The following is an 11,861-nucleotide window of genomic DNA, read 5'->3' as shown; positions in this document are numbered from 1 at the left end:
CGCACCCGGCGATGACCAGGGCGGTGCACCGACGGCGGTGCGGAGCGAGCCCCCAGGCAGCCCGAGGACGGCGAGGTGGGCGGTGCCTGCGCGAAGGCGCTCGACGGCAGCGAGTCCCACCACCGCAGGCGACCGGGCCGAGCGGGCCGGTCGCACGGAGGCGAAGTGAGGCGGCCCGCACCCGAAGACCGACCAGGTCAGTCGACCGGTTGCAGCGTGCCGTCCTGATCCGGTTCGGAATACACCTCGATGTGCCTGGCCATCTTCGCCGCCTCCTGGCGCACCAGGAACACCCCGCGCACCACGCCCACCCACCGTTCCTGCGGATGCTCCTCGTCATCAGCGCCGGGCCGGGTCTCGGCGACCAGCGTCCACGGCCTGCGCAGCACCCACCGGGCCGGGAAGAAGATCAGGACCAGGAACAGCGCGAGGATCAGCCACGCGGGGACGATCACCTCGGGCGGCTGCCAGAGGAGCAGGATGAGGACGAGCACACCGAGCACGATCGACAACAGGATGCCGGGACCTCGACCACCACTCACGTCGTGTTCGAACTCGTCGAGCTGTAGAGGATGCGTCCACTCCATCTCGCCCTGGATGCTCCACATCCGGCCGTCGGCGCCGCGCACCATCTTGTTCATGCCGCCTCCAGCGGGCAGTGGCGGCAGGGGCCACCCACCACCAAGAGACAACGAAGTAGTCGGGGTCGATTACCGTGCGTAGACCCACCGTACCGCGTCGGCAGCGACTCGCCCAGCGCTCGCGGCGGCCTCGAAGACCCGCCTCGCCGATCTTCTCATCTGAGAGGGTGGAGGAGGATGAGCAGCGCCTGCTCTGGCGCGGCGACGAGCAGACGGAGGCCGACGTGGAGCACGAGGTCGCACTGGCGAAGATTCGCGAGCAGCATCGGGCGGTGCTGGCCACCGCACGGGCCGACGGAACCCCGCAGATGTCTCCGGTCCTCACGGCCGTCGACGAGGACGGCCGTGTGCTGATCAGCACGCGGCGGACGACGTACAAGGTCCGCAACGTCCGACGCGACGCCCGAGTCTGGCTGTGCGTGCTGCCGGACGAGTTCTTCGGCGGCTGGCTCCAGATCGACGGCCGAGCCGAGGTCCTCGAACTTCCGGAGGCGATGCCGCTGCTGGAGCAGTACTACCGCCAGGTCTCCGGCGAACACCCCGACTGGGCCGAGTATCGCGAGGCGATGCGCACCCAGCAGCGGGTGATTCTGCGGGTCACGGTCGACCGGGCGGGGCCGAAGGCCCACGACTGAGCCGATCACCGACCCGGTGCAGACGTCCGGTGCGGGGCGGGCTAGAGTATTGTCACCACACGGGGTTCACCCCCGCAGGCGGACATCGTGCGGACGTGGCGCAGTGGTAGCGCATCACCTTGCCAAGGTGAGGGTCGCGGGTTCGAATCCCGTCGTCCGCTCGTGACAAGAGGCTCGATCGAATTCGATCGAGCCTCTTTCGCGTCAGCGGGCACAGATGAAAGGCATGCCGCGCCCGGAGGGATCTACAGGTGAGCACTCCACCGTCCCCGAATCCGGCATCGACGCGGCAATACCTCTACGGCCTGGACGTCTTACGAGCCGTCGCAGCATTGTTCATCGTCTATCGCCATTTCATGGACTGGACCGCGACTCGCGGACTCCCACTCGACTTCCGCGACGCGGTGAACGACACGATGGCATCGCTCCGGCTCCTGCCGAACCTCGGCATGGTCGGCCTGTCGTCGTTATTCCTGATCAGCGGCCTGGTCATCAGCTATGTCACCGAGAAGGAGACGCCGGGACAGTTTCTGGCGCGGCGGGCGTTCCGACTCCTCCCCGCGTTCTGGATCGCCGTGGTGGTCAGCTGGCTGCTGGTGCTGGCGGGGTTCTTCCCCGGCGGCAATCCCGACATGACGGCGAACGGCAACTCCCTCATCGGCAGTCTGACCCTGGCCAACCACTTCCTGACCGAGCAGAACGTCGTCCTCCCGGTGGCCTGGACACTCACCCTCCAGTTCAGCTTCTATCTGTTCACGGCCGCGATGATCCGGCCGGGACGCGGACGACCGTGGCTCGGCCCGGTCATCGCCGGAGTGATCATCGCGATCGCGCTTGCGCTGACGGTGGAGACGCCCACCGCGACGCTGAACCACCTCAGGACGATGGCGACCTTCCTGCCGGTGCTGTTCATCGGCCAGTGCATCTCGCTGGTGCGCTCCGGGCGGCTGCGGGCATCCGCAGGTCTCGCCGTGGGCGGCGGGCATTATCTGCTCTTCATCTGGGGAGGGCTCAACCACGAGACCATCCCGTACGGCGAGCCGGTCGAGCGGACGCTGCTGATGATGATCCTGCTGACGGTCCTGCTGCTCGGCACGAGCGGCGGTCTGGCCCGGTCGCGAGCGGTGCGCGAGGTGGCGAAGCGGACGTACTCGATCTTCCTGATTCACATGCCGGTCGGCTTCGCGGTGCTGGCGGCCCTCAGCCCGCGGGTTGGTGCAGGCGTCGCAGTCCTGGCGGCGGTGCTGGTCTCCGCAGTCTGCGCGGAGCTGCTCTATCGACTGGTCGAGCTGCCGGTGAACGACTGGTATCGACGCCGCGAACGCGACCGGGCCGCCCGTCGGGCGGACGCCGCCTCGGCAGGGTCGTGAGGACCCCCGCCGAGACGACGTCAGCCTCACCTCAGCGAACCTCGTAGGCCGCGATCAGCGTCTCCGTGTAGGAGTTGCCCGCACCCTCGTCGGCCGCATGCAGACGCAGCGACACAGGCCCCGCCTGCTGGCCGGGGACCGTCACGGTCCAGCCCTGATCCACCTCGGTGACCACGGCCTCCTGCCAGGCCTCGCCATCGGTCGCGAACTCGACCCGCAAGTCCGCAACACCGGCAGCGTCGGCGGTGGAGCCGGCCTGATAACCGGCCGCGACGCCGAAGGTGACGTCTTCACCAGCCTGCGCGGTGTGCAGCAGACTCAATGCCATGTCATAACGAAGATCGATCAACGGCAGCACCTCGGACTCGCCGTCGACCGGACCACTACGAAAGACCCAGTCACCCCGATACCCGGTACCGACGCGCAGACCGGCCAGCTCGCGATCCGCCCGCACCGTGAGCCGGTGCTCCGCATCCTGCGCAGGCACCTCGAATACGCCCATACCGGGGCTGTTCGATCGACCGCTCTCGATGCCATCACTGATCAACACCGTCTCACCGGTATTGGCCCAGGATTCCACGACGCCGATCGATCCGTTCGGCGAATTCGCCTGAAACACCGGCAGGTCGATCCGAATCTCATCATCCGTCCGGGCCACGAACGGCGTGGGCTCGTAGGTCACGCTGTCCCGGTGCGGCACCCCCAGGTCGACGCCGTAGGGGCCCGAAAGCAGATCGACCTCATAGTCGCCGCCCGCCTCATACCGGGCCGGCAGTGTCTCGTGAATGCCGACAGGCTGGTACGCGTCATCGGTGCCGATCCGGGCGCTGTGGAACCATTCGAAGCCCGGTGTCACGTAGAGGCCCTGTTCAAGAGGGGCGTAGACGACAGAGTCCAGCCCGACCAGCCCATCACCGAAGTCCGCGAAAGAGGCCACCGACACGGCGGCGCCCTCCGAGGCCGGCGCGTGTACCCGCATGCGGACCCGAGTCAGGTCCTCCTTCCGGTGCGACCAGGTGATGCCTTGCAGGCCAACGCCTTCGGTCTCGTCGTGCAGCAGGTACCGAACCGACCCCTGCTCCCGGCCGATGATGGTGAACTCAGTCGGTCCCTCGGCGATCCGATCGCGCAGGAGCCCCAAAAAGTCGTCTACCTGGAGAACCGGCACCTGCCACGCCGAGTCGTACTCGACATCCTGGAATCCGTTGTAGAGAACGCCCTCGGCGCCTGCCTCGATCAGCTCGGTCACCCGGGCCGCGACCTCCTCGCCGGGGACTCCCTGAACAGTGAGCAGCGCGATGGCTCCCGCCACCTCCACTTCGGCCACGTCCTCCGCTGCGCCGACATCGATCACGGGAGCGGTCAGCTCGCCGATGAACCGGTCGGCGGGGTCGCTCACCACCAATTCAGACAGCTCGACGGACAGTGGCTCTGGATCGGTGGTCGCGCCCGTCAGCATTGGCCGCGCCCACAGCGAGGTGGAGTACATCCCGAGCCCGTCGAGCGGTTCGGCTGGGACCACGAAGTCCCGCCCAGGGTGGGGGATGGCCCCAGATAGGGAGGCCGGCGCAGCGCCGACCTTCGACCGGATGCCGAAGGATGGCACCATCTGCGGAGTGAGTCGGAGTTCTGGGTCGTCAAGCTCGGTTTCGACCGGCTCGCCAGCCCGCGCATCAAGTGTGACGGTGAAGTGATCGTCGAGCGTCACCTCTCGGGCCAGATAGGTGAACGCCTCTGTGTACGAAGATCCGCTCGGCAGGACCAGATCATCGGTCACCTGAGCAACCACACGATATCGACCCTTGGGCACCACAATGCTTGAGTAAGGGCCTCCAATGGTATAGCTTTCACCGGTTTCTACGCTTTGCGCGAAGCCCATGGCCTGAACATTGTCACCTGACACACCCGCCCGGTTGATCGCCGTGTAATCGAGCCGTGCCTCGTCCTGTCCGATGTCGGCACCCAAGGCCACCCGGATCGTCTGACCGTCGGGCCCGGCACCGACCAGTCTGGCGCCCTTCGGTCCGGGTGCCTCCGCCGAGGCGGCGAAGTCTGCGGTGACATCCACCTCCGCCACACCCTGCGCGGGAACTGTGATCGTCGAGACGTCGACGTCGAACAGGCCCTCCGGAGCGGGTGCGGCATCGGCCGCCGCCTCGATGCTCAGTGCCAGCTCGACCGGTTCGGTGTCGTCGTTGTGCAGGGTCACCGGCATCGTGACCGGCTCGGCCTCCTCGACGGGAGACAATGCCTTGCCCATCGACAACGAAGCAGGCTGAGCACGCAGCGTCTGATCCACCGCGCGAGCGACGTCGAGGCGCCCAGCGCCCTGCCCGTAGACGGAGACGTCGTCCAACGGCTGTGCCGAACTCATCAAGGCGGACTTCAGCTCGGCTGCCGAGAAGTCCGGGCGCTGCTGGGCCAAGATCGCGGCGGCACCTGCCACGTGCGGTGTCGCCATCGACGTACCCGACAACCTGGCATGCTGGTCGTCGACGATCCCCCCGAGATCGGTTCCCGCCGCCCTGGCGGCGGTGATGTCTTCTCCGGGAGCGGCGATGTCTGGCTTCACCGCCGAGTCGATCAACCGCGGTCCCCGGCTGGAGAACTCGGCGAGCTCGTCCTGCTTGGTCGAGGCCGCCACCGTCAACGCAGAGTCGGCCGCACCGGGAGCTTCCACGGTGGAATCTCCTCCCCGGTTGCCCGCCGCGACCACGAACAGGGCACCGGAGGATGCGGTGAGGTCGTCGATGGCCTGCGAGAGCGGGTCGGTGCCGTCCGAGGGGTAGCTGCCGAGGCTCAGGTTGATCACCGAGGCCTGCTGATCGACGGCCCACTGCATCCCGGCGATGATGACGTCCGTCGGGCAGCCGTCGAGCTCGCACACCTTGCCGTGCAGCAGCTCGGCATCCGGAGCGACACCCCGATAACGGCCGTCCGACGCCGCACCGGAACCCGCGATCGTCGCGGCGACATGCGTGCCGTGCCCGACGGGGTCGGTGACCTCCGCCCCAGGCTCGATCAGATTCTCGGCCCCGGCCACGTTGTCGACGAGATCGGGATGAGTCGGGTCGTATCCGGTGTCCAACACCGCCACCCGCACCCCCTCGCCACTGAACCCGGCCTCCCACGCCGACGGGGCGCCGACCAGGCCGACGCTCTCATCCAGCGAAGGCTGCAACCGCTGATTCAGCCAGACCTTCTCCACCGGACCCGCCGCGGCGGAGAACTCCTCAGCCCGGGGCTCGGCTGCGAGCAACTCGCTCCAGAAGTCGGCCGCCTCGGTCTTCTCGACCGCCAACGCGGTCACGCCCAGGTCGGGGAAAGACCGGGTCACCTCCGCCCAGACAGGTGCCGCAGAGAAGGTGCTCACCCCGGCCTCCGAGGTAGAGAGCAAGGGGACCGAGTCGACGTCCGGCTCGTGCAATCCCTGCTCGGCGAGCAGCGAGATGTTGAACAGCGCCTCATCCAAGCGATCTGCCCGTAACAGCCCGAGGGCATCCGACGGATAGACGAAATGCTCGCCGTTCATCTCCAGCCGCGTGAACTCGATCGAGCCGCGCCCCGGCCCCGGCTCGACGCCGGTCACCTGGACGGACTTGTCCGGGTCGGTGCGAACCGCGACCGTGTCACCAGTGACGAGGGTGATGACCCCCGGCGTGCCACCGGGCGCCGCGCTCGGTGCCTGCCCGTCAACCTGCGCGACCGCAGTCGGAGATGCCGCCACCGCCAACCCCAGGAATACGGCGCAGGCCGTGCCCACCACCACGGGCGGACTAGTTGATCGTCTTCCCTGCACATCAGCTCCTGACTGATCGCCGCGACCACGAGGGCGTGATCGCGAACTTGCAGTCACCACACGTAACGACAGAGAGCGAGGTTGCACTGCCGATTCGACGGATGCGGCGACGGCTCCGTCCATCGGCCCGATCTGCCGGGCCTTCCGATGAGGAGATCGACCACAGCCAGGCCGTTGATCAGCAACTATTCCGTGATCGAATCTTGTCCTGCACCACCCCGCCGCAATCGGAGACGGGGGGAGACTCCGTCAGCGATCGACCGCCGGCACGTTCTCGAACAGCCGTCACTCCTGTGGCTCGATCACGAACTGATCAAGGACGCCCGACCGACCCTCGGGCCGGGTGTCGGTACGGATGCGGTAGCGAGCCGTGATGCCGGCGCCCGCCTCACCTCAGCGAACCTCGTAGGCCGCGATCAGAGTCTCCGTGTAGGAGTCGCCCGCACCCTCGTCGGCCGCATGCACCCGCAACGAGACGCAGACTCAACGCCAGGTCGTAGCGAAGATCGATCAGCGGCAGCATCGCGGACTCGCCGTCGACCGGACCACTTCGAAAGACCCAGTCAACCCGGTAACCAGTGCCCACGCGCAGGCTGGCCAGCTCGCGATCCGCCCGCACGGACAGCTGATGCTCCGCATCCGATCCCAGCACCGAGAAGGACGACTCCGGGTGCGTTCGACCGATCGGTCCCCAAAGTCGACGGTCTCGCGTCCCGGCCCCGGCTCGACGCCGAGCACCTGAACGGACTCGTCGGCGCCAGTGCGGATCGGGACCCTGTCATCGGTGACCAGCGTGAGGGTCCCCGGCGTTCCGGGAAGACCCCGACGGCGGCGTCGATTCCGCATGCTGCGCCATCGAGTTCGGGAAGGGGAGGAGGACACCGCCCCTCCCGCCAACCCGTGGCGGCCTCCATGATGATCGTCTTGCCTGCATGCACACTCCCGACAGATCGCCCGATCACCGAAGGTGATCGTGGACTGCCGGTAGTACGCAGAATCCGCAGCTGAGGTTGCAGGTTCACTGACATTCTCGCCGGGATGCGACGAATCGCGCATCGACGGCCCGCCGACGCCGATGGTTATCTTCTAACCTGATCGATGCCCGATCAGTGAGGAGACCACGATGTCGACCTGGATGTGGTGGCGAGTCGCGATTCTGGCGGCGGGCTGCCTGACGGCGGCTTCCTGTGCAGAGTTCGGGCCGGCCGAGCCGGACTCCGAACAACGGTCGTCGGCCGAGCTGATCAGCAGCTTGCCGGTCGACTCCGCGATGGAGTCGATCAGCGCGTCGGCGTCGGTTCCGGTGGCACGGCGCCCAGCAGTGGAAGTGCGGCCCACCGGCCCGGATCTGGTCTGCGAGACCGTACGCGCCCCGGACGACACCGACTTCGCCGTCACCGCGCTGGCGGATGAGGACGGGCGCAGCGTCGACTGTGCCGAGGCCCGACTGATCGCCGACGAATACCACCGAAGCGGCGCCCACGGTGTCGGGCAACGCGCCATGATCGACGGCTGGACGTGTGCGGCAGACTCGACGGCGGCGGCGACCCAGGGAGTGCTCTGCGGCCAGGACGACGACGTCAACCTGACCATCGTGACCACCCGCATCCTGCACCGCGTCCAGCCAGCGGCCGAGGACGTCCAGTGCGGCGGGCTGCCCGTTCTCGACGGCGAACTGCGGCAGCTCGTCACGAAGGCGGGGCTGCCGTCGGAGGTCAACGGCACGGCGCCCGCGAACCAGGTCGGCTGCGTCGCCGCCCGCGAGGTGATCACCCGGTTCGACGACGGCGGGCAGGCCACGGACTGGACCTGCGTCGATCTGGACCCCGACGATCATCCGTCCAGGGTGACGGCATCCTGCGAGAGCGAGATCGGCGAGTTCTTCGTCGTCCTGGAGGGCGCGGCCTGACGGAGAGAAGACGCGGCTTCCGTCGGGCAAATCAGCGACTCTCTCGATACCGGCACGAGCAGGCCGCTCTCACCGGGCTCGCCGCAGCCACCGTGTGGCCCCGCCCACCGTCCGCTCGTGGCGCCGTTGGCACCACGAGCACATCGGGCGTACGCTATCTTGTACATACTAGGAGGTGGGCTCATGAAGACCATGAGTTACTCGGAGTCTCGGGCAAACTACGCTGCGACGCTCGATGCAGTGGTCGCAGACCGCGAGGAGGTCGTGATCACCCGCGCGGGCCACGACCCGGTGGTGATCGTCTCCCTTGACGACTACCAGTCGCTCAAGGAGACCGCTTACCTCCTGCGTAGCCCGGAGAACGCGCGACGCCTGCTCACCGCCATCGAACGGCTGGAGTCGGGCGGCGGGACGCAGCACGAACTCGCCGAATGAAGCTGGTCTGGGACGAGTCGGCGTGGGGCGACTACCTCTGGTGGCAGACCGAGGATCGCAAGGTCCTCAAACGGATCAACGATCTGATCAAGGACATAGCTCGTCACGGCAATGAGGGGATGGGAAAGCCGGAGCCGCTGAAGCACGGCTTCCACGGTTACTGGTCGCGACGGATCACCGAGGAGCATCGACTGGTCTACCGGATCGCCGACGACGAGATCCGAATCGCGGCCTGCCGTTACCACTACAGCAGGTGATGAGGACAGGTCTGACCTCGCCGACGCTGCCGAGGTCCGGCTTGGCTCTGCCGCTGCCCGGGCCACCAGGACCGCCCGGGCGGCGGCTGCAGTGACCCCGCCGCACGGACCTAGGGTCAGTGCTGCGCCCCGGCTCCGCCGAGCCCCACCGGACAGGCGACACCCGTGCCCCCGATCCCGCAGTAGCCGCCGGGGTTCTTGGCGTCGCTGAGGTACTGCTGGTGGTAATCCTCCGCGTAGTAGAAGTCGGCGAGCGGCGCGATCTCCGTGGTGATGGAGCCGTGTCCCGCCGACGTGAGCGCGCGCTGGTATTCGTCGCGGCTCGCCGTCGCCACTGCCTGCTGTGACTCGTCCGAGGTGTAGACCGCCGAGCGGTACTGGGTGCCGACGTCGTTGCCCTGCCGCATGCCCTGTGTGGGGTCGTGGCCCTCCCAGAACACCCGCAACAGATCGGGCAGGGAGATCACCGCCGGGTCGAAGACGACGAGAACGACCTCGGTGTGGCCGGTACGACCGCTGCAGACCTCTTCGTAGGTCGGATTCGGCGTGCTGCCGCCTGCGTACCCGACCGCGGTCGACCAGACGCCCTTCGTCTGCCAGAAGATCCGTTCGGCGCCCCAGAAACAACCCATCCCGAACACGACTGTCTGCAGCCCTTCCGGGAAGGGCCCGGCGATCTGACGATCCGGGAACACCGTGTGTCGCCCAGTGATCGTCAACGGAGTGTCACGACCCGGCAACGCCTCGTCAGAAGACACGATCCGTCCCTTGGCTCCGCCGAACAACGCCATACCACCACTGTACGCACCGTCTGCACCCCTCCCGGCACCCTCGTGCGCCCTGCTCCGGCCTGACCTGCTGTGATCTTCTTGGCGGACCGACGGCCGTCCCCGGTCCGACCGCGCAGGGGCAAGGCTCGACATCGTCTCTCGACAACTGTCGACCCGATGGACAAGATGATCCGACAAACCGCGGCACCTTGATCTCGATCACATCACGACGTCGGTTGCTTATATCGAAGTTTGAATAGGCGATGAACAACCCGGGCCGTTTCACAGACAGGTTCGGTGGAAGCAGCGAAGGAGCACAGTCATGACCTGGCAGGACGAGTTGCGCAGACTCGATACCGCTCTCGCTGCAGGCGACATCTCGCAGAGCGAGCATCAGGATCAACGAGACGCGGTCCTGTCCATCGCGGCAGGCAGCAGAGCAGGCTCGCCCTTCGACACCCAGCTCACGCTCCGCAATCAGCCGATCGCCGCACTCTCGACGGACACGCAGACCGCCGCGCAGGGTTCCCCCACGCAGGAGGCGGCATCGACGACGTCGAAGGCAGGCGCGGGCACGGCGTCCATCGCCCAGGCGTTCGCGGGCAGCGCAGCCGCCGCCTCGGCCACGTCAGGCACGAGCGCACCCGAGGCGGACCGCTCCGCCGAGGCACCGGCCCCTGCTGAGCAGGAACAGATCGAGCAGGCGCGGACAGAACAGGTTCAGCCGCAGCAGGACCCGGCAGCGCAGCCGCCTGCTCAGAAGACGACCGGGCAGGAGAGCGCGACCAGCCAGAACGACGCCGCTGTATCGGCGCAGCCGACCACGCCCGGCGACTCATCGTCCGCGACGACAGCCGCCGCGTCGGCGCAGGTTCCGGGAGACCCCACTCCGGCCACGCAGGTCCAGGAGCACCCGGCCCCCGGCCACGTGACGACGGGAGCACCCGTGACCGGCACCACCGCACCCGCCACGACGCCGCCCCCCGGGCAGCCCGGCGCGGTTGATCCCCAGGTGCGGGCGACAGGACCCTCGGCACCGTCCGACGGGGCACCGCAGGCGCAGACGCTGGGCGCCAGGCTCGGCGCGGTCATGCAGGACCACCCCAGCGTTCATCAGAGCGACCAGGAGGCTCTGGCGTTGCCGAGCCCCGATCAGTCGAGCAGGCAGGGCCCCTACGCGGGCCGCGCCGAGGAGGTCTTCAACGCGCAGAACGCCCGACCACGGCGGAAACTCCTGCCGATGCTGGTGGTCGCAATCGTCGTCGTCGCGGTGCTCGCGGCGGGCGCATTCTGGTTCTTCAGCCAGGACGGCTCCGGGGCAGGCGATGCGACGGTCCCGCCCCAGGGGCAGGCGCAGGGCCAGGGCGACGAGGCTGCACCGCCGCCGGCGGGCGACGCCCAGCCGAACTTCCCCGTCCTGCCAGGCGCGCCTGCCCCGCATCCCGAGGCGATGAGCCGCGAAGCGGCGGTGAATGCCGGGGTGCTCGGCGAGAGCGAGGCCGCCGCACTCGGCGATCACGGCATCGCCGAGATCTTCTTCCGTGGTTCGGTGGACGGCGACAACGCGTTCGGCGTCCTCGTCGGGGTCGCCCCGACGGCCGATGCGGCGCTGGCCGGCGCCGAGGCATTGAGCTTCGGTCAGACCGAACTCGGACTCTCGGCCGTCGCGATGGAAGGGGTTCCCGCCCAGGTCCGGATCTTCGAGCAGGTGGGCGAGGAACAGAGCATCCATCGGGCCGTCTACGTCTCGGGCGAGTACGTGGTCCGCATCGGCGTGGCCGGGCCGACGAACGGCGAGGGCGAACCGGTCGATACAGCGTTCCGCACCCTCGCCGATGAGACCATGCAGGCGCTGGAGCAGAATTGACGGCTGTCCCGCTCTCACTGATCGCGTTCGCTCCTGGGGCTGCGTCACGTGTCGTCTCGACACCACAACGGTGACGTCCGCCCGCATCGCGGCGCGACATGGAGTGAACGAACCACCGGATCGGCTCGATGCAGCTACCCGGCACTGGAACTGAAGCACTGAGAGTCACCTCTAACCG

General features: G+C 67.8%; 9 protein-coding genes and 1 tRNA gene. 7 read left to right on the top strand and 3 right to left on the bottom strand.

The genetic code is table 11. From position 1 onward, the window contains the following. Nucleotides 1-197: 197 nt before the first annotated feature. Nucleotides 198-641: a DUF983 domain-containing protein gene (locus UA75_RS00370; RefSeq protein ID WP_075737879.1), complete on the bottom strand. Its 444-nt coding sequence runs from the start codon at nucleotides 639-641 to the stop codon at nucleotides 198-200. Nucleotides 642-808: 167 nt separating this feature from the next. On the opposite strand from UA75_RS00370, the gene UA75_RS00365 reads away from it, so the two are divergent. From UA75_RS00365 to UA75_RS00355, 3 genes are all read left to right on the top strand, one after another. Next, nucleotides 809-1,276 (top strand): PPOX class F420-dependent oxidoreductase, encoded by a 468-nt coding sequence (locus UA75_RS00365; protein ID WP_318533280.1) that lies wholly within the window; start codon nucleotides 809-811, stop codon nucleotides 1,274-1,276. A gap of 89 nt (nucleotides 1,277-1,365) precedes the next feature. Then, a tRNA-Gly gene (locus tag UA75_RS00360) sits at nucleotides 1,366-1,437 on the top strand. 90 nt (nucleotides 1,438-1,527) lie between these two features. Beyond that, complete coding sequence (locus tag UA75_RS00355) at nucleotides 1,528-2,646, top strand: acyltransferase family protein (protein ID WP_075737877.1); 1,119 nt, start codon at nucleotides 1,528-1,530, stop codon at nucleotides 2,644-2,646. Between the two features lie 31 nt (nucleotides 2,647-2,677). Here UA75_RS00355 and UA75_RS00350 read toward each other — a convergent pair whose 3' ends face one another. Then, nucleotides 2,678-6,445 carry a S8 family serine peptidase gene (locus UA75_RS00350; RefSeq protein ID WP_157433916.1) on the bottom strand — a complete coding sequence of 1,256 codons (3,768 nt, stop codon included), beginning with the start codon at nucleotides 6,443-6,445 and terminating at the stop codon, nucleotides 2,678-2,680. A gap of 1,123 nt (nucleotides 6,446-7,568) precedes the next feature. Here UA75_RS00350 and UA75_RS00340 point away from each other — a divergent pair. The 3 genes from UA75_RS00340 to UA75_RS00330 all read left to right on the top strand — a co-directional run bounded on the left by UA75_RS00340 (nucleotide 7,569) and on the right by UA75_RS00330 (nucleotide 9,046). Continuing rightward, nucleotides 7,569-8,354: a hypothetical protein gene (locus UA75_RS00340; RefSeq protein WP_075737871.1), complete on the top strand. Its 786-nt coding sequence runs from the start codon at nucleotides 7,569-7,571 to the stop codon at nucleotides 8,352-8,354. A 183-nt stretch (nucleotides 8,355-8,537) separates the two neighbouring features. After that, nucleotides 8,538-8,789 carry a type II toxin-antitoxin system Phd/YefM family antitoxin gene (locus UA75_RS00335; protein WP_075737869.1) on the top strand — a complete coding sequence of 84 codons (252 nt, stop codon included), beginning with the start codon at nucleotides 8,538-8,540 and terminating at the stop codon, nucleotides 8,787-8,789. Beyond that, the gene (locus UA75_RS00330; RefSeq protein WP_075737867.1) at nucleotides 8,786-9,046 is read left to right on the top strand and encodes a Txe/YoeB family addiction module toxin; all 261 of its coding nucleotides are present in this window, start codon (nucleotides 8,786-8,788) and stop codon (nucleotides 9,044-9,046) included. The genes UA75_RS00335 and UA75_RS00330 overlap by 4 nt, the downstream gene beginning before the upstream one ends. A gap of 116 nt (nucleotides 9,047-9,162) precedes the next feature. On the opposite strand, the gene msrA is transcribed toward UA75_RS00330, so the two are convergent. Beyond that, nucleotides 9,163-9,837, bottom strand: coding sequence for a peptide-methionine (S)-S-oxide reductase MsrA (msrA, locus tag UA75_RS00325; RefSeq protein WP_075737865.1), 675 nt, complete (start codon nucleotides 9,835-9,837; stop codon nucleotides 9,163-9,165). A 301-nt stretch (nucleotides 9,838-10,138) separates the two neighbouring features. Here msrA and UA75_RS00320 point away from each other — a divergent pair, with 301 nt between their 5' ends. Continuing rightward, on the top strand, nucleotides 10,139-11,683 hold the full coding sequence (locus UA75_RS00320) for a hypothetical protein (protein WP_075737863.1): 1,545 nt from the start codon (nucleotides 10,139-10,141) through the stop codon (nucleotides 11,681-11,683). Nucleotides 11,684-11,861: the final 178 nt, after the last annotated feature.

It is taken from the genome of Actinoalloteichus sp. GBA129-24 (assembly GCF_001941645.1).
In the GTDB taxonomy this organism is placed as follows: domain Bacteria; phylum Actinomycetota; class Actinomycetes; order Mycobacteriales; family Pseudonocardiaceae; genus Actinoalloteichus_A; species Actinoalloteichus_A fjordicus.
Note: the sequence above shows the minus strand (reverse complement) of the source record. Positions and strands in the feature narration are given on the sequence as shown.